Raw genomic sequence first — 23,253 nt, forward strand, 5'->3', positions numbered from 1 at the left:
CAAGACTGATGAGATTATTCGTAAAAACGGCCACTTTACATCATCTGTAAGACTTAGCCGTTTCTTCTTATATGTATACAGAACAGGCTACATACCTTAAATTATAAGAAAGTATATGTTTCATGCTATACTTTATCCTTATAATTCTCGCATAAACGCTACCGTCTTATAAGGACGCCGAAGGCGTTTTTAGCTTGGGGACAAGCCTTTCCGATTCATTAGATCGATATGTGAACCTGCAATATTTGACTGCGGGTCTACTACTATTCAAGGAGGTATTTATGGAAAAACGTGTAGAAATGCAGCTAGGCGGAAGACGCCTTGTGCTGGAAACGGGCCGACTAGCTAAACAAGCAAACGCAGCCGTTATGGTGCGTTATGGGGATACTTCGGTATTATGTACCGTTACGGCTTCGAAAGAGCCGAAGGACCTGGATTTTTTCCCGCTTACAGTTAACTATGAGGAAAGATTATATGCGGTAGGTAAAATTCCGGGCGGATTTATTAAACGGGAAGGTAGACCGAGTGAGAAAGCGATTCTGTCCAGCCGTTTGACTGACCGTCCAATCAGACCACTGTTCCCTGAAGGTTTCCGTAACGATGTTCAGGTATTGAACATGGTAATGAGTGTGGATCAGGACTGCGCACCAGATATTGCTGCTATGATCGGTACTTCAGCTGCACTTAGTATTTCCGATGTGCCTTTTGATGGACCCATCGGCGGCGTTGCTGTAGGTCGGATTAATGGAGAATTTGTGATCAATCCGGATATGGCTCAGCAAGCGATCAGTGATATTTATGTAGTGGTTGCTGGAACGAAGGAAGCAATCATGATGGTTGAAGCAGAAGCGAACGAAGTGACGGAAGATGTGATGCTCGAAGCGATTATGTTCGGTCATGATGAAATCCGTAAGATCGTTGCAACCATTGAAGAACTGGTCAAAGTGGCTGGTAAAGAAAAAATGGCTGTGAAGCTGCATGCTGTGAATGCTGACGTGAATACTGAGGTCCGTGCATTTGCTGAGGCTCGTCTGGTGGAAGCCGTTAAAATTGCTGAAAAACATGCTCGTCAGGAAGCGATTGATGTCGTTAATGATGAAGCGGTTGCGTATTTCGTAGAGAAGTACATAGAAGCACCGGAGCTTCTGAAAGATGTTAAAGAAGTCCTACATGATATCGTGAAGGATGAAGTGAGACGTCTAATCACGCATGATAAGGTTCGTCCAGATGGACGTAAACTTGATGAAATCCGTCCGATTGAATGTGATACAAGTCTGTTGCCGCGTACACACGGTTCCGGTCTGTTCACTCGTGGACAAACACAAATCCTTAGCGTTTGTACCCTTGGAGCTCTAGGTGATGTACAAATCCTCGATGGAATCGATCCTACTGAAACGAAACGTTTCATGCACCATTACAACTTCCCTCCGTTCAGCGTAGGGGAAGCTCGTCCGCTTAGAGCACCAGGACGTCGTGAAATCGGTCACGGAGCACTTGGAGAACGTGCATTATCCAAGGTAATTCCTAGTGAAACTGAATTCCCGTACACGATTCGTCTAGTATCAGAAGCGATTGAATCTAATGGTTCTACCTCCCAGGCAAGTATCTGTGCCAGCATTCTGGCTATGATGGACGCTGGTGTGCCAATCAAAGCACCAGTAGCCGGAGTAGCAATGGGTCTGATCAAAGACGGAGATCATGTCTCCATCCTGACGGATATTCAAGGTATGGAAGATCATCTCGGAGATATGGACTTCAAGGTAGCTGGTACAGCAGAAGGTGTTACAGCTATTCAAATGGACATTAAGATTGCCGGTATCGACCGCAACATTCTTCAAGATGCACTTCAGCAGGCTAAAGAAGGCCGTTTGTTCATCTTGGACAAAATGAATGAAGCGATCTCTGCACCAAGACCTAATCTGTCCAAATATGCTCCAAAAATCATTATTATCAACATCAATCCGGACAAAATCCGTGATGTTATCGGTGCTGGTGGTAAGATTATCAATAAAATTATTGAAGAAACCGGCGTGAAAATCGACATCGAACAAGATGGCCGTGTCTTTATCGGTTCTTCAGATGAAGAAATGATCCAAAAGGCTCGTTCGATTATCGAAGGTCTTGTGCGTGAAGTACAAGTCGGAGAAATCTATGTGGGTACAGTTAGACGTATTGAGAAATTTGGTGCATTTGTTGAACTTATTCCGGGCAAAGACGGATTGGTACACATTTCCCAATTGTCTACTGAGCGTGTAGCTAAGGTAGAAGATGTTGTTGCTATTGGTGACACCATTACCGTTAAAGTTACCGAGATCGATCCACAAGGCCGGGTTAATTTGTCTCGTAAAGCAGTGTTGACTTCGGAAACTGGAGCTAAAGCGTAAGATTGATCTTAGTAATAACCTTTACTAAAGGGATCTAATTTCATTATTAAAAGAGACAGAAGCGATTTGCGTTCTGGCTCTTTTTTTATATGAACTAAGCTGAAAAACTGTAGCAAACATTCCTATCTATTAGTCTTGTATCTGTTCATGACATAAAATCCTCCCTTGTCTCATAGATTGGGACAAAGTGTCTTTGTAATCGTGTGGAACGAACCTGAAATTCGTTTCTACCGGGGAGGAAGTCGTCATGAAGACGGAAAAAGTGGCATTAGTGGTTGCTTGTGTAGCAATCGTGATAGGAATTGGTAGCACACAGGGACCAGTCAAAGACATGCTTGCGCAATTGAAGCCGCAGGATGATCTCGCGGTGTGGATGGATATCCCTAAGGCGGCGAACAACGATCTCCGTCTGAGGATTGAGACCGCCGCGGCCAAACTAAATGCACCTCCAGTGGATGCAGTGGTTGACCGGGTGTGGAAAGCCATTCCGGGCTATAACGGACTTGAGATTGATGTAGAGAGTACCTATCGGAATGCTCTTTTGGCACCAAAAGAGCCCATAAAGTTAGTGTACCGGCAGATCGAACCAAAAGTATCGTTAAATGAACTGGGAGCAGAACCTATATATCGAGGAAATCCGGCGAAGCCGATGGTATCACTGATGATTAATGTGGCTTGGGGGAATCAGTATATCGTGCCAATGCTGGATATTTTGGATGAAGAGAACGTGAAAGTTACGTTTTTTCTGGATGGAAGCTGGCTGAGTAAGAATCCAGAGCTTGCTACAGAAATGTTAAAGCGTGGTCATGAGATGGAGAATCACGCCTATACCCACCCCAATATGAGTACTTTAAGTCGAGCGCGGGCTACCGTTGAGATTGAGAAGACGCAAAAGCTGCTAAAGGAATCGCTTGGAGTCACTAATAAATGGTTCGCGCCTCCATCTGGTGATTTCGATCAAGAGACAGTAGAAATCGCTAGCAGCTTGGGCTTAAAGACTGTACTCTGGACTGTAGATACGGTGGATTGGCGCAATCCTTCTCCTGAATCTATAGTTGCCAAAATCACAAGCAAAGCTGAACCCGGCACACTTGTTCTAATGCATCCTACTGCCTCATCCTCCAAGGCGCTGAAGGCCATGATACGCGGGATAAAGGCAAAAGGGTTACAGCTAGGAACAGTTAGCCAAACGCTGTCAGCGGAGCGTCTAATCCCCTCTGATGTTGAGTGAGTGATCTATTTCTGGTAGGATTATAGGCACGTGTATTAATTTAGATAGAACATGGCTATTGCCAGGAGGACATGAAGTGGAAAAAATAGTATTATCCAATGGATTACGAGTAGTGATGGAAAAAATTCCGACCGGCCGGTCCGTTTCATTTGGAATATGGGTGAAGACAGGTTCGCGGAATGAACACCCTGGAAACAACGGGATATCCCATTTTGTAGAGCATATGCTTTTTAAAGGTACGGACCGATATAGTGCTAAGGATATTGCCGAACAGTTCGATGCTATTGGCGGCAATGTAAATGCGTTTACCTCTAAGGAATATACTTGCTATTATGCAAAAGTACTGGATGAGCATCTGCCTATCGCAGTAGATGTGCTAGCAGATATGTTTTTCCGTTCACGTATGGATGCTGAAGAGCTGGAGAAAGAAAAGAACGTCATCCTTGAGGAAATTTCTATGTGCGAAGATACACCAGACGATCTTGTGCATGATTTGATGTGTGCTGCTGCTTACAAGGATCATCCGCTTGCGTATTCTATCCTTGGCTTAAAGGAACGGCTGATGGAGATGAAGCCGGATGATCTTCGTGCCTACATGAAGGAGCAGTATACGATTGAGAATACGGTAATTAGTGTAGCGGGGAACATCAGCGATGGATTGATTGAGCTGCTGGAGCAGCATTTTGGCTCTTTTGCTAATCATGGCACATCTGCGCCGTTGACTCCACCGGATTATTATGGGGACTTGTTGTTTCACCGCAAAAAAACAGAACAGAATCATATCTGTCTTTCCCTACCAGGGGTCCGCTCTGGCGACCCATTGCAATATGCTATGGTGCTTATTAATAATGCCATTGGCGGCGGTATGAGCTCACGGATGTTCCAAGAGATTCGCGAAAAACGTGGCCTAGCCTATTCTGTATATTCATACCACAGTTCTCAAGCGGATTCTGGTTTGTTCACGGTCTATGCTGGAACAGCACCGAAGCAAACTAAGGATGTAACGGAGCTAATTAAGGAAATGATGTACGAACTTGCTACTGAGGGTCTTAGTGAAGATGAACTGAGAAAAGGCAAGGAGCAGCTTAAAGGTAGCCTTATTCTTAGCCTGGAAAGCACTAGTAGCCGGATGAATCGGATTGGAAAAAATGAACTTATGCTCGGAAAACATAACACATTAGACGATATGATCGCCAAGATTCAGTTAGTAACGATGGACAATATCAACAGTGTGCTTGATAATATGTTTGCTGAGCCGCTTTCTTTAGCGATGGTAGGTTCAACAGATAAAGCTATTGCAAATGTTAGGAGAGATGATCTTGTCTTATTACGTACAAATCAATAAACTAGCTGGAAACGAGGATGTTAATCTTCCTTGTAAAATGTCAGAACAGGCTTCCGGGTATGATCTATATGCCGCAGTTGGTAGCGAAGTCGTGCTTGCACCTGGAGAACGTGCATTAATTCCAACAGGCATATCATTAGCTATGCCAGACGGATTAGAAGCTCAAATTCGTCCACGAAGTGGACTAGCCTTGAAGCATGGGATTACGTGTTTGAACACACCTGGAACGATTGATGCTGATTATCGTGGAGAGATCAAAGTCTTGTTGATCAATCTAGGGCAAGAGCCATTTGCTATCGCTCGTAATGAGCGCATTGCCCAAATGGTATTTCAAGTGGTTCCAGTGGTCACTTTGGTTGAAGTAGATGCTTTATCCGAAACAGAACGTGGAGCCGGAGGCTTTGGTCACACTGGCAAATAATATGACTTATTAAAAAGCTTGCGAATTTATGCCTAATCGGCGTGATTCGCGAGCTTTTTTTCGTTTGAATATGACAATTTATAAGTTTCACATTTAAGCCTGCATGGTAATTCTTCTCCGCTTTTCACCCATTAAGAATGCCCAGCATAAGATGCTCTATAGTCGATAGTGTATGTTGAAAGGAGCGTCATCCCTATGCTTACTGGCGTCAGGATCGTGTTCCTGGGCGGGGACGCGAGACAGCTTGAAGTGATTCGGAAATGTGTGGAATTGGATGCGACGGTAAGCGCTGCCGGGTTCGATAAATGGGAAGCCCCTTGCCCAGGGGTGAGCCTGGAACAGATGACGGTAGAGCTGCTTAGTAATGCAGATGTATTAGTGTTGCCTACGGTTGGTTGTGATGATGAAGGGAATATCAGTGCTTTATTTGCTTCTGAACGCTTGATGCTCTTGGAAGAACATTTTGCTGCTCTGCCACCCCATTGTTTGGTGTATAGCGGTATGGCTAAAAGCTACTTACGCGGCATGTGCGCCAAGCATTCGTTAAAGTTAATTGAATTGCTTAATCGTGATGATGTAGCCATCTACAACTCCATCCCAACAGCGGAAGGGGCACTGGTTATGGCCATACAGAACACGGATTTTACCATTCACAGTTCTAAATCGATGGTACTGGGCTTGGGCAGAACGGGTTTTACAATGGCAAGAAGCCTGCAAGGATTGGGTGCTAGTGTCAAAGCTGGTGTTAGAAAACAGGAACATTATGCACGTGCTGAGGAAATGGGCTGGAAGCCGTTTATGACCAGTGAACTGTTGCTTCATGTGCCGGATGTTGATCTGATATTTAATACGATTCCAAGTATGATCATCACCGCACAAGTACTCTCACGTATCTCACCGCATTGCTTAATTGTCGACCTGGCTTCTGCTCCAGGTGGATGTGATTTTCGTTATGCCGAGAAAAGAGGAATTAAAGCGATGCTGGCACCTGGACTCCCTGGCATTGTAGCTCCTAAAAGCGCTGGGATTATTATGGCAAATGCGCTGGTTCAGTCGATATCGGACGAGGCTTTAATCAAGGGGGACGAATAAAATGGATTGGCACGGAAAAACAGTAGGGTATGCGATTACCGGATCTCACTGCACATTTGCGGAGGTAATGCCGCAAATTCAACGCTTCGTAGATGGAGGAGCAAACGTAGTGCCCATAGTTTCAGCATCCGTACTAGGCACCGACACCCGCTTTGGAACATCGCAAAATTGGCTAAAACAGTTGAAAGATATAACAGGTAATGATATCATTTCTACAATTGTTGAAGCGGAACCGCTGGGTCCTTCCAAGCTGCTGGATGTGCTGACGATAGCACCTTGCACTGGAAATACAACGAGTAAATTGGCAAATGCTATGACCGATAGTCCAGTGCTCATGGCTGCAAAATCGCAGATGCGCAATGGACGTCCACTTGTTCTCGCGATATCTACCAATGATGGCCTAGGTCTTAATGCCGCAAATATTGCAAAGCTTCTAGTGGCTAAACATATTTATTTTGTGCCATTCGGACAGGATAACCCTGAGGGCAAACCTAATTCGTTAGTAGCGCGTATGGATCTTATCCCAGAAGCTTGCTATGCCGCTTTGCAAGGTAAACAACTACAGCCGATGATTATTGAAAAGTTTCATTCCGTCTAGAATAGGGCGGAATCGGTGGAGCTAGTTGCGGACATAAAAAGGGGAGATGCACTAAATGAGCAATGAGAAGTTAAATGCCGCCTTGGTCGGAGTTACTTCTTAATCAATAGATACGGTCGTAAACATTCAAAGCCAAGATCTGCTAAACCCATTGCTGAGATCATTGCCACCAAAAAATATAAGCTTTACTGCTACCGTCCTCATTTCGAGGGCGGTACAACCATTTTTCAAAATAAAAGAAAATTACTTAAGAAATAAGCTTACGTACTGTAAAGGAATTTCTCATTAGAGACGAAATGAGTTCTATTTACGAACGATTAGTGTGTTTGCTTTGACAATAATGGAGGAATTATACATGGGTATTCTGGTACAAAAATTCGGAGGAACATCACTTTCAACACCACAAGCTAGAGAGCACGTCATTCGTAATGTCAAACGGGAGCTCGCTAGCGGCTATAGTTTGGTCATTGTCGTTTCGGCAATGGGCAGACGCGGAGAACCTTATGCAACAGATACTCTGCTGGATTGGGCTGTTCAGAATGGAGATTCACTCCCAGAGCGTGAGAAGGATCTCTTGATGTGCTGTGGTGAGATTATCTCTGCTACTACACTTTGTGGCCTGCTGGAGAATGAAGGGATTGCTTCTACGGTACTAACGGGAGCTCAGGCTGGTTTTATGACAGATAGCAACTATGGCAATGCAAGAATTCTAGATGTACGTCCTGATCGTATTCTTCGTGAACTGCGTGAAGATAAAGTAGTTATAGTGACCGGGTTCCAAGGACAGACTGAAGCTGGTGATTTGACGACTTTGGGCCGTGGAGGAAGTGACACCTCTGCGACTGCACTGGGTGCTGCCCTTCATGCAGATATGGTTGATATCTATACAGATGTTAACGGGATTCTTACAGCAGATCCGCGGATCGTTGAAGATGCAAAACCGCTAACGTATGTTAGTTATACAGAAATTTGTAATATGGCTCATCAAGGAGCAAAAGTGATCCATCCACGTGCGGTTGAGATTGCTATGCAGGCACAAATTCCAGTACGCGTTCGTTCAACATTTTCTGAAACTGAAGGTACGCTGGTTACGAATCCTGAAGGATTCAACGACATTCAGTCTGGCGGCATTGTAGATCGCTTCGTAACAGGGATTGCTTATGTCAGCAACGTCACACAGATTTCTGTGGAGTGTCCAGATGGAAATGGTACGGGCGTTCAACTGCAAATTTTTAAAAGTATGGCCGACAACGGAATAAGCGTTGATTTTATTAATGTAACACCTACTGAAGCTCTTTATACTGTGTTCGATGACAAATCAGAAAAGGCCATCTCAGTTCTTCAGCAATTGGGCTTGCGTCCTAAGAGTTTATCAGGTTGTGCAAAAGTTTCCGTTATCGGGGGCGGAATTAATGGTGTGCCTGGTATTATGGCGCGTATCGTTGAGGCACTTAGCTCACAAAATATTCAGATTCTCCAATCCGCAGATTCGAATACAACGATTTGGGTGCTGGTGAAGAAAGAGGATATGGTGCAGTCCCTGCGTTCGCTGCACGCTATGTTTGAATTGCACCGCTAAGGAGGAATTCAAAGTGGATTTCGGAAGATTAATAACAGCCATGGTAACCCCCTTTGACGGGGATGGAGAAATCAACTGGGATGTAACTTCACAGCTTGTCGATTATTTAATTGAGGAACAGAAATCAGAGGCATTGGTTGTCTGTGGTACAACTGGGGAATCCCCAACGTTAAGTGATGAGGAGAAACTGCAGCTGTTTTCTTTTGTACTAGAGAAGGCGAATGGTCGCTGTAAAATTATTGCTGGAACAGGCAGTAATAACACGAAGCACTCTATTCACCTCACGAAGGAAGCGGAGAAAATAGGTGTGGATGGCATACTTTTGGTCGTTCCTTATTACAATAAGCCTAATCAGGAAGGGCTCTATCAGCATTTTTCTGCGATTGCTACGGAGACTTCATTGCCAGTCATGCTGTATAATGTTCCCGGTCGCACGGGTGTAAGTATGAGCGTGGACACAACCCTTCGACTTGCTGAAATATCGAATATTGTTGCGACAAAAGAATGTGCATCTGTCGATCAAGTAACACTTATCGCTTCTGCGTGTTCCGATGACTTCCGTGTATATACTGGTGATGACTCTGCGGGCTTAGCTAGTCTAGCCGTAGGAGGATACGGAATTATCAGTGTAGCTAGTCATGTGGTTGGTGCACAGATGTCAGAAATGATCTATGCATTCACCTCAGGAAATGTTCAGCGAGCGGGAGAGATCCATCGGCAATTGTTCCCTATTTACAAGGGGTTGTTCGAATGTCCACAACCTTTACCGAATCCTTCAGCGGTCAAATATGCTTTAAGTCTGAAAGGTCTGCCTGTTGGAGGCGTCAGATTGCCGCTTATTTCACCTACTGAAGCTGAGGCGGCCTTTATCGAGGCACTATTTCACTAAGTGCTGAACAATGATATTCTAGTCTTTAAACCGGCTTCTCCTGTGGAGAGCCGGTTTTTATATTTATTATATTTTGCTAAAATAATGGGTCACATTTAAGGAAAGAATTTGGATACGAGATAGGGTGACTTGTCTTTTGCCAAAAAAATCATGTATAATGATCTTAAGTGACTGGGTGCGGTTAAAATTAAATATGCGGTAATCTTCCGTCAATGGTATACATTGTGAGACAGGATAGGTCCCAAGATGAGTCTGTGTAAATGATTGAAATGTCTTCGCGCGAGGGGCGCGACGGTGAATTTTGACGGCATTTGTCCGCTTCAATATGAACTTTACTGCCCGGAATCGGGAGCTTTCGCATTGCGCATTTTACAGATATCAGGAATATCCTTGTTAATTAAGGAAGCTATCAGCTGTTTGAAGAATGTGTTCAGCGCCGCTGAAATAATCGAAGTTCAATATTTACCAATAAAAGTATGACGTCCAACATCATAGGAGGGTTAGATTCATTTGTCCAAAAAAAACAACAACGATAAATTGATGATTTTCGCATTGGGCGGAGTCGGAGAAATCGGGAAAAACATGTATGTCATTCAATATGGAGCTGACATTGTAGTCGTGGATTCGGGACTTAAGTTCCCGGAAGAAGATATGCTCGGTATTGATATTGTAATTCCTGATATCTCTTATTTGACAGAGAACCGTGACAAGGTAAGAGGGATTGTACTTACCCACGGACACGAGGATCACATCGGTGGTCTCCCATATGTCCTGAAGAATTTGAATGTTCCGGTTTACGGAACAAGACTTACATTAGGCCTTGTAGAAAACAAATTGAAGGAAGCAAACTTACTGGGTGACACCAAACGAATTCTGATCAATGAAGATTCAGAAATTCAACTGGGAAGTTCGCTCAAAGTTACTTTCTTCAGAACCAATCACAGTATTCCTGATTCCGTCGGTGTATGCATAGAAACACCGGAAGGTAACGTAGTTCATACGGGAGATTTCAAATTTGACCACACTCCAGTCAACGGTCAATTTGCAAATCTGCATCGGATGGCTGAAATTGGTCAGAAGGGCGTGCTTGCTCTTTTGTCGGATAGTACAAATGCTGAGAAACCAGGCTTTACCCCATCTGAGAAAAATGTCGGTATCGTTCTGGAAGACATTTTCCGCAAAGCTGAACAACGTGTCGTTGTAGCAACTTTTGCTTCCAATGTGCACCGCATTCAACAAGTGGTTAATGCAGCAGAATCCACAGGTCGTAAGATTACAGTAATTGGCCGTAGTATGGTAAACGTTGTATCCATCGCTTCTGAGCTTGGATATCTGAACGTACCTGACGGTATGCTGATCGAGCCTGAAGAAATGAACAGAATGGCAGCGAACCGTGTCGTTGTTCTTTGCACAGGATCCCAAGGCGAGCCAATGTCCGCATTGACCCGTATGGCACGTTCCAGTCATCGTAAAGTAGATATCTTGCCAGGTGATACTGTTATTATTGCAGCAACACCGGTACCAGGTAACGAGAAATATGTAGGTCGTACCATTGATGAATTGTTCCGTCTTGGCGCTAACGTAATTTATAGCGGTTCCAATTCTGGCGTTCACGTATCCGGTCACGGTAGCCAGGAAGAGCTTAAGCTTATGCTCAACCTGATGAAACCAAAATATTTCATTCCAATTCACGGTGAATACCGTATGCAACGCAAACATGCGCTTTTGGCAGAATCTGTTGGCGTAGAGTCTCAGAACATTTTCATCACTGAAATCGGTGAGATTGTGGAAATTCAAGGCGGTGCCGCTCGTAAAGCTGGTAAAGTAACGGCTGGTAACGTATTGATTGACGGTCTGGGTGTAGGTGATGTAGGTAATATTGTATTGCGTGACCGTAAGTTGCTGTCTCAAGATGGTATTTTGGTTGTCGTGGTTACACTAAGCAAACAGAATGGTGCAATTGTCTCCGGACCTGACATCATTTCTCGTGGTTTCGTTTATGTTCGTGAGTCCGAAGGACTGCTTGACGAAGCGAACCGAATTGTTTCCAGTACACTGCAGCGCCTGATGAGTGAGAAAGTAAATGAGTGGGCATCGCTTAAAACAAGCGTAAAAGATTCACTCGGTCGTTTCTTATACGAGCAAACGCGTCGTAGACCGATGATTTTGCCAATTATCATGGAAGTGTAAGGAGAATTCTCCTTAAATAAATATATAGCTTGGGCATTGGCCCCTTTTCCCCGGAAATATTGGACGGTTTCTACGGGAAAAGGGGTTTTTGTATTGTTTATATTCACATCATGAGGAGAGGTTTGCATAATGCGGGGCCCTGAAATGTCATACTAATGAAAGTTAGTAAGGCTATAGCAGACCAGAGCTGCATAAGAAAAGGGAGAGCTGCGAAAATGAACTACATGAATGGATCAAATGGAGCAAAGAATGAGGAAGTTATACCACAAGAGGGAAATCCAAGTACAAATGAAAACATGCCGCCCACTACAATGGGTGCACTTAAAGAGCTTGGACAAACAGCGGTTCCTACGGGTGAACCGGATATCTTTTGCATAACGATCATCGGTCAGATTGAAGGCCATATTGTAATGCCTCCTCAGAACAAAACGACGAAATACGAACATATCATTCCCCAGCTGGTGGCAGCTGAACAGAATAAGAATATTAAAGGTCTGCTTATTATTTTAAATACTGTTGGTGGAGATGTAGAAGCTGGTCTAGCGATTGCCGAAATGATTTCTTCGCTCTCTAAACCAACGGTAACAGTAGTCATTGGAGGGGGCCATAGTATTGGCGTTCCGATCGCTGTATCCTCTACGTATTCAATTATTGCGGAAAGTGCAACAATGACGATACATCCGATTCGTATGAATGGCTTAGTAATTGGAGTGCCACAGACGTTCGAATATATGGAAAAAATGCAGGAGCGTGTAGTGAAATTCGTTACTTCTCATTCTCGGATTTCTGAAGAACAGTTCCGTGACCTCATGTTTAAAACAGGTGAGCTCAATCGTGATATTGGAACAGCCGTTGGGGGGTTGGACGCTGTTAAATATGGTCTCATGGATGAGGTGGGCGGGATCGGAGCTGCCTTAGCGCATCTTAACCGCATGATTGGTGGAGATTTCTCTGCAGCGCCTACAGCAGCGATTTCGGGAGGGCTTACGCAATGACACTCTATACGATAATGTCGATGGAACAGGTCTGGGAGGGGGCGTTTAATAATTACGCTACAACGCGAGAAGTAAGTGTTCAGGGGATGCTCATGCAGGTTGAGCCGATGGAGGAAGGACGCGCGCGCATAGTAAGATTGCTGGATTGTCCTTTGGAGCGATATTTAGATCCGTCGTTCTCTCCTGGAGCGATAATTACGTTAACATAAAGATTCATTTTTTGACAAAAGAGAACATAGGTACGCCACGCCATTATATGGTATAATGTTGTTCCGGGGGTGGCTGGCGTGGCTAAACGAAAAAAGAAAAAGAAAAAAGCGCTGCTCGGCAGCGTTTTAAAATATGAAATTTACGGAATTTTACTAATAACGATATCCGTTATTGCTCTGTCTGGTGAAGCGGCGGTAGGACGGTCACTTTCAAGTATGGCGGGTTATTTATTAGGGAGATTTTATTTTGTGTTGCCGCTTATTGGTATTTTTTATGGGCTTATGGTTATGATCCATCGAAGATGGCCTTCTTCTTGGAACAGTCGACATACAGGCGTGCTTCTGCTTCTGCTATCCATGTGCCTTATGAGCACTATTTCTGCAATGGAGCAGAAGCTTGGCCCGTTGTCCTTGCTCCATCCTGGCAACGTGATGACACAAATACATAATGATCTTTCGGGATCTCTTTCGCCCGGTGTTAACAATAGTAATGTCTATATGCTGGGTAAGGATATAAGTGGTGGATATATCGGTGGATTGGAGTATGCTGCACTGCTGTGGCTCTTTGGTAGTCTGGGAGCTAAGCTGCTCATGATCGTTATGCTTGCCATCAGCTTTATGTTAATTACAAATCTCTCCTATGTAGAGATTATTACTCTTTTGCGAGTTCGTACGGTTAAGTTTGTGGAGGGGATTCGTCTCCATGCGGCAAACCGTCCGAAGGCAGTCCCAGTAGCTGCTAGACCTTCCAAAGCAGCCGCACCCGCAAAGACTCGGCCGGTGAAGCAGCCTGTCTATGACGAAGATGACGAAGAGGAAGAAGACGATCGATATTTACCTAATCGTAAGCAACCTGTTCTATTGAAAAAAATATCCGGTTGGTTCACAGGCTCCACCCGTTCAGAGGCGGAAGCCGATTCTGAGGATGATGATCAAGGTCCAATTGTAACAAGTGCTTCGCACGGTCCGATCATTTCTGGGCTTTCAGAAGATAGTCGTGTGACTCCACTTGAGGATATCCATCATGATTTTGATGATGCAGATATGGATATGGAACCTGTGACTCCAATTATTCGCGACTTCTTTGAGCATATCCGCTCAGAAGGGCTGAATGAGGAAGATCGGGAGGAATGGAGTGAATTCTCTCCAGCAGCTCGTGGTGTTACCGTCAAAGCTCCTGTTGCCGGGGTTAATCCAGTTAGTCAACAGCCTTCAGATGAGCCTGAGGAGAATGTGACTATAGACTTGGATGGATTGCTAAGCGCTACTCCTGATGGACAGATCATTCCTGCTCCACCGGCACCACCTCCACCAAAACCTTATAAGCTGCCATCTTTCCGACTTTTAGCCAAACCTAACAACAGCGGCAAAGCGGGAGATCAGAATGATTATATGCAGACCGCCCGTAAGCTAGAAGCTACCCTAGAGAGTTTCGGTGTTAGAGCAAAGGTTCTCGAAGTAGTTAGAGGTCCAGCGGTTACACGGTATGAGATTCAGCCGGATATCGGTGTCAAAGTTAGCCGCATTGTTAATCTGACGGATGACATTGCGCTTGCTCTTGCAGCCAAAGATATACGTATGGAGGCGCCAATTCCGGGTAAATCAGCCATTGGGATAGAGGTACCGAATTCCGAAGTGTCTATTGTGACCATGCGTGAAGTTATGGAGACACAGATCTTTCAGGAAGCTGAATCCAGATTATCGATTGCTTTTGGACGTGATATTTCGGGTCAGACGATTATCGGTAATTTAGCGAAGATGCCCCATTTATTGGTGGCTGGTGCAACGGGTTCTGGTAAATCGGTTTGTATTAACGGGATTATTACGAGTATTTTATACAAAGCTAAACCTGATGAAGTCAAATTCCTGATGGTGGACCCGAAGATGGTAGAGCTGAATGTCTATAATGGGATTCCGCATCTTCTGGCTCCAGTCGTTACTGATCCGAAGCGGGCGAGCTTAGCTTTAAAGAAGATTGTTGTGGAAATGGAGAAAAGGTATGAACTCTTCTCCAAATCAGGTACACGCAACATGGAAGGCTATAATAAGCTGATGGCTGAGAACCCAGCTGCTATACTTCCGTATATCGTTGTTATTGTGGACGAGCTTGCGGATTTGATGATGGTTGCCGCTAACGATGTAGAGGATGCTATCTGTCGGCTTGCACAGATGGCGCGTGCAGCTGGTATACATCTAATTATCGCCACTCAGCGTCCTTCCGTGGATGTCATTACAGGTTTGATTAAGGCGAATATTCCATCTCGTATCGCTTTCGGCGTATCTTCCAATGTCGACTCACGTACCATTCTGGATATGCCAGGTGCGGAGAAGCTGTTAGGTCGGGGAGACATGCTGTTCTTACCGATGGGAGCTTCTAAACCGATTCGTGTGCAGGGTGCCTTTATGAGCGATCAAGAGGTTGAGACGATCGTTCAATATGTCAGCAGTCAAGGTGAAGCAGAATATGATGAGTCCATTGTTCCAGAGGTTGATGACACAATCGCTGAAGACCAGGAGCCACAGGATGAGTTATATGAGCAGGCCGTAACGATCGTGCTTGAAGCGAAGCAAGCTTCAGTCTCGCTACTACAGCGCCGGATGAGGGTTGGTTACACCCGTGCAGCCCGTTTGATTGACTCTATGGAGGCTCGTGGGGTAATAGGGCCTTACGAGGGCAGCAAGCCGCGTGAGGTGCTTGTATCACTTGAGCAGTATCAGCATAACAAGATCAGTTCTTAAGCTGAACAAGTCAGTTTAAACCTTAAATAGACAGTAAAAAGGGGTCGTCCCCAAGTAGTTTGTACTACTTGGGGACGGCCCCTTACTCGTGCTGAAGAAGTGTAAATGACACTTCAAATAATGGCTTTAGTGAAGCTACGAATGAGGCTCCGAGTGAAGCTTCATTAAAATAATTAGGGAATTTCTCCCTGAAATTCTGAGATTATTGGTTCTCAGACTTATAATTAGGGAAAAGCTCCCTATAATTTATTAATTTTGGTAAGAAATAAAGGAATTGGCCTGATTTTTAGGGAGGAATTCCCTAATTCCATTCATTATCAGAGAATATCCACTATTTTCAGGGAGTTTTTCCCTAAAAGTGCGAACTGTTACTTGGACTATTGTGAATTCATATCACTTAAATGTTGAAAAGTATGACGTATATCTATAATTTCAATTCATGCGTGGTTCCACAGTAAAATGTGGTCCTTTAAATTCATGATTCATATCAACTCCATGGTTTTCTTATTTCGAATATAGTTGATAATTATTCTCAATTATAATGAAAAGCTATTTCTTCTTTTTTAGTAATGCATAGGATGCGCTGACAGTCGTCATAATAACTTTAGCCATCCATGCAGAACTTACAAAAGAAAGGTAGAGCGAACCCTATGAAGAAACAAAAGATGTGGATATTTGCTGCTTTAACTCTTGCACTTGCTGCCGCGCCGTTTGCAGGAACGTTTTTCAAGGGGAATGGCATTGTTCAGACCAAGCAAAGTGCTGCTGCGTCATTTGTCCACGAGTTAAATAATCCTGACGAAGAAGCCTTGCCGGCTTTCAGTACAACACCCATTAAACTTGGGTCCACGGGTCAGGATGTCTATGAATTGCAGGGGCGATTAAAGCATTTAGGTTATTATGCCGGAAAAATAGACAGTCATTTTGGGCCAAAAACGAAGAATGCAGTAACTTGGTTTCAATGGAAATTCGGAATGAAGTCTGATGGCATTGTGGGTGCCAAAACTAAGCTGAAGCTGTATAACGCCACGAAGAACTGGAAGCCGACTGAGCCTTCTACGGGCACGGGAAATAAGACAGCACAGAATAACACTGGTAATAAAACAAATACGTCCAATAAAACGAATTCGCCAGGATTGTCTTCAGGTAATTCTTTGGGCTTATCGGAGAATGATCTGAAAATCATGGCTAATGCCGTGTATGGAGAAGCCAGAGGTGAGCCTTTCGAAGGTCAGGTTGCTGTTGCTGCGGTCATTTTAAACCGTGTGAACTCACCTAGTTTCCCGAATACGCCGTCTGGCGTTATTTTTCAACCGGGAGCATTTACAGCTGTGGCCGATGGTCAGATCTATTTGGAGCCCAATGAGCAAGCACGTAAAGCAGTGCAGCAAGCACTCAATGGTTGGGACCCTTCAGGTGGATGTTTGTATTACTTCAACCCTAAAACAGCGACCTCTAAATGGATTTGGACCCGTCCTCAGGTGAAGACGATTGGTCAGCATATTTTCTGTATGTAAAAAGAAGGATAGAGAATTCAGAGAGCAACCGGGAAGAGGCTTCCGGTTGCTTCCTTACTTTGGAATGGTTTAGAATGGTTAATAATTCATAAACATGATGTAGAGCAACTATCCACGCCGTAAAGGAGTTTTGGACTTGACTAATAATGTATTTCAGCATGGCACCGTAGGAGGCTTGCGCATTCACGTTATGCCAACCAAGGCATTTAAGACCTACGCGATCTCACTTTATGCTGGGATCCCACTTGATGAGAATACAGTAACCTCTACTGCACTAGCTCCATTCGTGCTTCGCAGAGGTACCGCGACTTATCCGGAGACCACACAATTCCGCGAGCGTTTGGAGGAACTGTATGGCGCTGGATTCGGGTTTGATATTTATAAAAGAGGCGATTATCAAATCGTTCAGTTCCGCATGGATACTATTAATGACTCTTTTGTGCAAAGCCAGGAGAGCTTACTTGAACAATCCTTCGCTTTCTTAGGTGAAGTACTGACTCGTCCATTAGTTGAAGACGGCAGCTTCCGACCTTCGTATGTTGCAACGGAGCGTGAAACCGTTCGCAAGAAGCTGGAGTCCATCGTAAATGACAAGATACGTTACGCTGCTGAGCGCTGTATTGAGGAAATGTGCCGTAACGAGCCATATCGTCTTCACCCTCTGGGGCAAAGAGCGGATCTGGATCAAATCACTCCGAAAAGTTTGTATGAATCGTATAATTCCTGGCTGGATGATGCCATCCTTGATCTCTATGTAGTGGGTGACACTACAGCTGAGGAAGTAGAAAAGCTTGTACAGCGTCATTTCGGTCGGGTTCAGTCCGAGGTGGGCTTATATAGCTCTAAGTTCGTACCTGTATCAGTTAATGAGGTGCGGACTGTAGAAGAGAAGCTGGATGTCAGTCAGGGCAAGTTGAACCTGGGTCTACGCACCTCTATTACTTATAAGGATGATAATTACGCGTCCGCACTTATGTACAACGGAATATTAGGAGGGTATCCCCACTCTAAACTCTTCGTTAACGTACGTGAGAAGGCAAGCCTTGCCTATTATGCTTCGTCTCGTTATGACGGCCACAAGGGCATTGGAACGATTCAATCAGGTATCGAAACGCAAAATTACGGCAAAGCCGTGGACATTATAGAGAAGCAATTGGAAGAGATGAAAGCTGGCAATATCAGTGATCTGGAACTGAGTCAGACCAAAGCTATGATCCGCAATCAGCTTTCCGAGATTCCGGATTCTGCTTTTGAAATGATCTCTTACGATTTCAACCGCCAGTTGTCAGGAAAAGAACGGACAGCGGATCAGCTATTGGAGCAGGTGGAACAAATCGGTGCTGAAGATGTAAAAGCTGCCGCTGAAACCTTTCAGCTGGATACGATATATTTCTTGACAGGAAAGGAGGAATAACGATGGAACAAATTCATTACGACAGACTTCAAGAGACCATTTATCATGAGGTCATGGATAACGGACTTCAGGTATATGTGTTGCCGAAACCAACCTTCAAAAAGACCTATGCTACATTTGCAACTAAATACGGTTCCGTTGACAATCATTTTCATGTCGCAGGTGGAGAAGAGACCACTGTTCCTGATGGTATAGCTCACTTTTTAGAGCACAAAATGTTCGAAGAGCCAGAAGGCGATATTTTTGCTACCTTTGCTTCAAATGGAGCCTCGGCCAATGCTTTTACAAGCTTTGATCAGACAGTTTATCTTTTCTCAGCAACAGAAAATATAGAGACCAATCTTAGTACGCTCGTTGATTTTGTTCAGCGACCTTATTTTACAGATGAGAATGTAGAAAAGGAAAAGGGAATTATTGGTCAAGAAATCAATATGTATGCTGATAATCCGGACTGGCGCGTGTATTTTGGCCTTATTGAAGCAATGTATTCGAAGCATCCGGTTCGGATTGACATTGCAGGTACGGTAGAATCGATTAGTACGATCACTAAAGAAACGCTGTACACATGTTATAACGCTTTTTATCACCCTAGCAATATGTTGTTGTTCGTGGTTGGGGGTGTGGACCCGGAGAAAGTATTTTCCTTGATTCGCGCTAACCAAAAGGGTAAAACCTACGGCAAGCAGGGTGAAATCAAGCGTATTTTTGAAGATGAACCCGAACAAGTCGCTACAAAACGGCTAGAAAGCAAGCTTGCTGTTTCGATGCCGAAAATCATGTTTGGTTTCAAGGAAAAAGTAGAAGATCTAACAGGTGAAGCTTCTCTGAAACGCGACCTGATAACGAAGCTAATGCTCGATTTGTTGGTAGGTAGTAGCACAGCATTGTATCAAAAGCTTTATGATGAGGAATTGATCTCGGACAGCTTTGGACATGAATTTAATAGTTCTCCGCAGTATGCTTTTTCTGCAATGGGTGGGGATACAAAGGATCCGGACTTGCTTTTAAAACGAATTAAAGAAGAAGTAGATCTAATCTTAAAGTCTGGCTTTGCGGAGAAGGATTTCGAGCGGGCACGGAAAAAGAAAATTGGCGGTTATTTGCGCATGCTGAACTCCCCTGAAAGTATCGCACATGAATTTACACGCTACCAGTTCCGTGGTGGTGACCTGTTTGAAGTTCTGCCTATGTATGAATCGATCACTCTGGCAGAAGTAAATGAGCGTCTGCAAGCCCATGTAAACTGGGAACAGCTTGCCGTTTCATTGGTGGTGAGTCCTTAGGTGAGCGTTTTGGGAGAGAGCAGCAAACCACTAGGGGAAATGACAGTGCTCATTACAGGGGGAAGCGGAGGGATCGGCGGCGCCATTGCGGAACGATTTGCTTCTGTGGGGATGAATATAGTTATTCATTACAGACACTCACATGAAGCTGCGAATGATGTCGCTCGGCGTTGTATGGCCCTTGGCGCAAAGGTAATGACAGTAAACGCGGATATGAAGGATCGTAGTCAGATAGTACGTATGGCGGAAAAGCTTGAGAGTAATGGGATGCAGCCGGATATTCTCGTCAATAATGCCGGTAAATCGCATTACGGAATGCTAGCTGATGTGACCGAAGAGGAATGGGATGACATTATGTCCATTAACTTGAAGGGAACCTATATGTGCAGTCAGATCTTTATGCCGTATATGGTATCGCAACGTTATGGTCGTATCATCAACGTTTCTTCCGTATGGGGAATCACTGGAGCTTCTTGCGAAGTAGCTTATTCGGCTAGCAAGGGTGGAGTGAATGCCTTTACAAAGGCTTTAGCTAAAGAGTTGGCTCCATCTGGTGTAACTGTTAACGCGGTAGCTCCAGGAGCTGTTAATACGAACATGCTGTCCAATTTACAGGAGGATGAAGTCCGGATGCTGGAGGATGAGATTCCAGTAGGGCGTTTGGCTACGCCAAATGAAATATCTTCACTAATTTATTTTTTGGCTTTGCCTGAGTCCGGGTATATCACTGGTCAGATTATTAGTCCAAATGGTGGATGGATTACCTGATCTTCAGTTGGAGAAAAGCTCCAGCATAATAACTTAGCTTCTAAGACATATTATAAGTGTTGTTTTTAAATCTCACGTAAGGCGGCTTACAGCCTGTATGCAGGTGTTTGACCGTAAACATGAAGGAGGATTTAAGATGACACAAGAAGATAGCGTAATCAAAAATTTTGACACCTGGAAGAAATTTCTGGGAAAACGAGTTGTACAGGCGGAGAAACTTGGGATGAGTGAAGACACAATCTCAAAGCTGGCTTTTGAAATTGGGGAATTCCTCGATGAAAAAGTGGATCCAGCAAACACTCAAAACCGTGCAATCAAAGAGCTATGGGACGTCGGCAACGATGAAGAAAAGCAGACGATTGCTAAACTCATGGTCAAGTTGGCGAAAAATCACGCCTAAGCTTGCGGAAAAGCTCCCCTTGTGGGAGCTTTTCTGCAATTATTACAGGACTGACCTTGCCTTTCATTTTTATTTTATATATCATTAACATGACCCGTGTTTCAGACCGCTTTGTCTGAACGGCATTTTTTTGATGTATATCAAAGTGCGGGAAAAGGAATCTATGAGGTGTACAAGTGGAATATAAACAATGGTATATGGAATACAAGATTCACAAGAACAGACCCGGTCTGCTTGGTGATATCGCTTCAATGTTAGGGATGCTAGAAGTCAACATTCTGACGATTAATGGCGTTGAAGGAAAGACTCGAGGAATGTTGCTGGAGACCAATGACGATGACAAAATAATGCTGATGGGCGAAATGCTCAAGAAAGTTGATAATATTACAGTTTCAGCTCTGCGGTCTCCAAGACTCGTAGACAAGCTGGCTGTGCGCCATGGGCGATATATTGAACGGGATTCAGATGATCGGAAGACGTTTCGTTTTACTCGGGATGAGCTTGGTCTATTGGTCGATTTTCTCGGGGAACTGTTTAAAAAAGATGGAAATCAGGTAATAGGACTTCGAGGTATGCCCCGTGTAGGAAAGACGGAATCAATTATTGCTGGCAGTGTCTGCGCGATGAAGCGTTGGACATTTGTCTCCTCGACACTTTTACGTCAGACGGTTCGAAGTCAATTAGCAGAAGATGAGATGAACCCACATAATGTATTTATCATTGATGGTATTGTTAGTACGATCCGCTCTAATGAGAAGCATTATAATTTATTACAAAATGTTATGAGTATGCCAAGCACGAAAGTGATCGAGCATCCAGATATTTTTGTGCGGGAATCTGAGTACACCTTTGATGATTTTGATATTATTATCGAGCTTCGCAATAATCCAAATGAAGAAATATTGTACGAGTCGTTTACGACTAGCTACAGTGATGATTTATAGAACAAGAATGAACAATGATATTCATTGAAATTTACAGGAGGTGATGGTATGTCGGAACTGGGCCGGCAATTGAAAGAGGCGCGTCTGCAAAAAGGGATGAGTCTTGACGATGTCCAGGAAGTAACGAAAATTCGCAAAAAGTATTTGGAAGCCATCGAGTCTGGAGACTATAAGGTGCTTCCAGGAAGTTTTTATGTTAGGGCGTTTATCAAAACGTACGCAGAGGCAGTAGGGATGAGTCCTGACGAACTGCTAGAGGAGCATGGGAATGTACCTGCCCCTCCCGAAGACACAGCCATGGAAACGGTGATTCAAAAACGCAGCCGTAGACCAGAAACCGAACGGAATGCAAAATGGCTGCCAACAGTGCTAATGTGGACATTTCCAATATTAATTATTGTTGTGATTTACATTTATGCATCTAGTTTGAACAAACCGGATCCTGATCAGATTGATCAGACGAATCTGACGAATGAACAGCAGGATCCTACGACTGCTAAAACATCTCCACCGGCTTCAGGAGGTGGAGTTGTGGCGCCAACTTCTTCGGCAGGAACAGAAGCAACAACTGAACCTACTGCAGAGCCAACGCCATTACCAACACCTACGCCTTCCCCGCAATCCATTACAGTTACACCGGATGGGAAAGCAGGAAAAACAACAAAATTCAAGGTTTCAGCTCCGGCTGGAAGTGAAGTGAAGGTTGAGATTTCAGCTACTGGGGTAAGCTGGCTTGAGGTGTATAAAGGTGAGAACTCTAAAGGTGAAAAACTCTCATTTGGTAACACAGCGGCAGGAGATCGTATGAGCTTTGTGCTTGGAAGTGAAGGAATGTATATTAAATCTGGTTATTCACCAGCTACTGAGATTACTGTCAATGGACAAGTAATTACGGATGAAAAGACCTCATCTCGTCTGCTACTTAATCTGGATGATGGTACAGGAAGTGAAACGACCCAGAATGAAGGCACCACCGATACTACCGACCAGACTAATGAAACAGGCCAATAAGAAAAATGATGCATAGACTTTGGCTTTGCGGGGAACATAAGACTGTTTCTAGTTCTTAGCCAAAGTGGGGTGTACATTCATGATTGTTAGCTGGATTGTAGCTGGACTTGGGGTTGTTGTCAGTCTTATCGGATACTATATGACACCAAGTGCTTGGGGTTATGGAATTCTCGGGTTCGGTCTTGCACATATCGTGCTTGGAATTCTGGATATGTTTCGAAGCCCGCTTCGAAGCAGATAGAGA

20 protein-coding genes are annotated in these 23,253 nt (G+C 44.2%); all 20 read left to right on the forward strand.

The genetic code is table 11. The features are described 5' to 3' along the window. The first annotated feature begins 281 nt into the window (after positions 1–281). The 20 genes from pnp to NSQ29_RS08220 all read left to right on the forward strand — a co-directional run bounded on the left by pnp (position 282) and on the right by NSQ29_RS08220 (position 23,250). Positions 282–2,384: a polyribonucleotide nucleotidyltransferase gene (gene pnp, locus NSQ29_RS08125; protein WP_042189411.1), complete on the forward strand. Its 2,103-nt coding sequence runs from the start codon at positions 282–284 to the stop codon at positions 2,382–2,384. 247 nt (positions 2,385–2,631) lie between these two features. Continuing rightward, positions 2,632–3,615: a polysaccharide deacetylase family protein gene (locus NSQ29_RS08130; protein WP_076285434.1), complete on the forward strand. Its 984-nt coding sequence runs from the start codon at positions 2,632–2,634 to the stop codon at positions 3,613–3,615. Positions 3,616–3,691: 76 nt separating this feature from the next. Continuing rightward, entirely contained in the window at positions 3,692–4,960 is a 1,269-nt protein-coding gene (locus NSQ29_RS08135; protein ID WP_042189409.1) for a M16 family metallopeptidase, read from the forward strand. Continuing rightward, positions 4,935–5,381 (forward strand): dUTP diphosphatase, encoded by a 447-nt coding sequence (gene dut, locus NSQ29_RS08140; protein ID WP_341124758.1) that lies wholly within the window; start codon positions 4,935–4,937, stop codon positions 5,379–5,381. The genes NSQ29_RS08135 and dut overlap by 26 nt, the downstream gene beginning before the upstream one ends. 195 nt (positions 5,382–5,576) lie before the next feature. Then, complete coding sequence (gene dpsA, locus NSQ29_RS08145; protein WP_341124759.1) at positions 5,577–6,473, forward strand: dipicolinate synthase subunit DpsA; 897 nt, start codon at positions 5,577–5,579, stop codon at positions 6,471–6,473. 1 nt (position 6,474) lies between these two features. Further along, complete coding sequence (locus NSQ29_RS08150) at positions 6,475–7,071, forward strand: dipicolinate synthase subunit B (protein ID WP_042189406.1); 597 nt, start codon at positions 6,475–6,477, stop codon at positions 7,069–7,071. Positions 7,072–7,426: 355 nt separating this feature from the next. Continuing rightward, the gene (dapG, locus tag NSQ29_RS08155) at positions 7,427–8,650 is read left to right on the forward strand and encodes an aspartate kinase (RefSeq protein WP_340970891.1); all 1,224 of its coding nucleotides are present in this window, start codon (positions 7,427–7,429) and stop codon (positions 8,648–8,650) included. Positions 8,651–8,663: 13 nt separating this feature from the next. Continuing rightward, positions 8,664–9,539 (forward strand): 4-hydroxy-tetrahydrodipicolinate synthase, encoded by an 876-nt coding sequence (gene dapA / locus NSQ29_RS08160; protein ID WP_340970888.1) that lies wholly within the window; start codon positions 8,664–8,666, stop codon positions 9,537–9,539. Between the two features lie 510 nt (positions 9,540–10,049). Beyond that, positions 10,050–11,729, forward strand: a complete 1,680-nt coding sequence (locus tag NSQ29_RS08165) for a ribonuclease J (protein WP_042189403.1) — start codon at positions 10,050–10,052, stop codon at positions 11,727–11,729. A 224-nt stretch (positions 11,730–11,953) separates the two neighbouring features. Then, positions 11,954–12,724 carry a ClpP family protease gene (locus NSQ29_RS08170; RefSeq protein WP_094870304.1) on the forward strand — a complete coding sequence of 257 codons (771 nt, stop codon included), beginning with the start codon at positions 11,954–11,956 and terminating at the stop codon, positions 12,722–12,724. Next, entirely contained in the window at positions 12,721–12,933 is a 213-nt protein-coding gene (locus tag NSQ29_RS08175; RefSeq protein WP_042128829.1) for a YlzJ-like family protein, read from the forward strand. The genes NSQ29_RS08170 and NSQ29_RS08175 overlap by 4 nt, the downstream gene beginning before the upstream one ends. Positions 12,934–13,011: 78 nt before the next feature. Further along, a complete protein-coding gene (locus NSQ29_RS08180) occupies positions 13,012–15,672 on the forward strand; it encodes an FtsK/SpoIIIE family DNA translocase (RefSeq protein ID WP_341124761.1) in 2,661 nt (886 codons plus the stop codon). Positions 15,673–16,322: 650 nt separating this feature from the next. After that, positions 16,323–17,189 carry a spore cortex-lytic enzyme gene (gene sleB, locus NSQ29_RS08185; protein WP_341124762.1) on the forward strand — a complete coding sequence of 289 codons (867 nt, stop codon included), beginning with the start codon at positions 16,323–16,325 and terminating at the stop codon, positions 17,187–17,189. Positions 17,190–17,325: 136 nt separating this feature from the next. Next, positions 17,326–18,603, forward strand: coding sequence for an EF-P 5-aminopentanol modification-associated protein YfmF (yfmF, locus tag NSQ29_RS08190; RefSeq protein WP_042189400.1), 1,278 nt, complete (start codon positions 17,326–17,328; stop codon positions 18,601–18,603). Between the two features lie 2 nt (positions 18,604–18,605). Continuing rightward, positions 18,606–19,886 (forward strand): EF-P 5-aminopentanol modification-associated protein YfmH, encoded by a 1,281-nt coding sequence (gene yfmH, locus NSQ29_RS08195; RefSeq protein WP_076285440.1) that lies wholly within the window; start codon positions 18,606–18,608, stop codon positions 19,884–19,886. Between the two features lie 39 nt (positions 19,887–19,925). Next, positions 19,926–20,654: an elongation factor P 5-aminopentanone reductase gene (gene ymfI / locus NSQ29_RS08200; RefSeq protein WP_339271710.1), complete on the forward strand. Its 729-nt coding sequence runs from the start codon at positions 19,926–19,928 to the stop codon at positions 20,652–20,654. Between the two features lie 136 nt (positions 20,655–20,790). Then, positions 20,791–21,054 carry a DUF3243 domain-containing protein gene (locus tag NSQ29_RS08205; RefSeq protein WP_042189396.1) on the forward strand — a complete coding sequence of 88 codons (264 nt, stop codon included), beginning with the start codon at positions 20,791–20,793 and terminating at the stop codon, positions 21,052–21,054. A 176-nt stretch (positions 21,055–21,230) separates the two neighbouring features. Beyond that, on the forward strand, positions 21,231–21,998 hold the full coding sequence (locus NSQ29_RS08210) for a DUF3388 domain-containing protein (RefSeq protein WP_042128818.1): 768 nt from the start codon (positions 21,231–21,233) through the stop codon (positions 21,996–21,998). A gap of 48 nt (positions 21,999–22,046) precedes the next feature. Next, entirely contained in the window at positions 22,047–23,009 is a 963-nt protein-coding gene (locus NSQ29_RS08215) for a helix-turn-helix domain-containing protein (protein WP_340970866.1), read from the forward strand. Between the two features lie 79 nt (positions 23,010–23,088). Further along, positions 23,089–23,250, forward strand: coding sequence for a hypothetical protein (locus NSQ29_RS08220; RefSeq protein WP_179086684.1), 162 nt, complete (start codon positions 23,089–23,091; stop codon positions 23,248–23,250). Positions 23,251–23,253: the final 3 nt, after the last annotated feature.

The sequence above is a fragment of the Paenibacillus sp. FSL F4-0236 genome (genome assembly GCF_038000135.1).
Classification (GTDB): Bacteria; Bacillota; Bacilli; order Paenibacillales; family Paenibacillaceae; genus Paenibacillus_AQ.